Source organism: Cohnella sp. GbtcB17, from assembly GCF_019091135.1.
Taxonomy (GTDB): domain Bacteria; phylum Bacillota; class Bacilli; order Paenibacillales; family Paenibacillaceae; genus Cohnella.
The window spans coordinates 1-240 of the sequence record NZ_JAGXJW010000431.1; the positions used below are offsets into that span (position 1 = coordinate 1).

The 240-nt window shown below is 58.3% G+C and carries 1 pseudogene; it reads right to left on the minus strand.

Annotated features, from left to right (window positions below):
• Positions 1 to 216, minus strand: a pseudogene (locus tag KVT38_RS34120) (HD-GYP domain-containing protein); the annotation flags it as partial.
• Positions 217 to 240: the final 24 nt, after the last annotated feature.

Consider the following 240-nt stretch of genomic DNA (forward strand, 5'->3'; position numbering starts at 1 on the left):
GCCGATCAGCGAGGACAGTCCGCTGACAACGATATTGTGCTGATGCGTATATTCATCCTCCGCCTTGTCGGTATGGAACAGGCTGAACATGTCCTTGTTCTGCGACATCAGCAGCACCATCGGCGTCAGCGTGTGCTCAATCTCCTTGGGATCGAGATGGCCGACCTCCCGCACCCGCTCGAACATCTCCTTCGGGAACTGTACGGCCTGGGTCATTAGCACGGCCGACTCCCCGTCCTG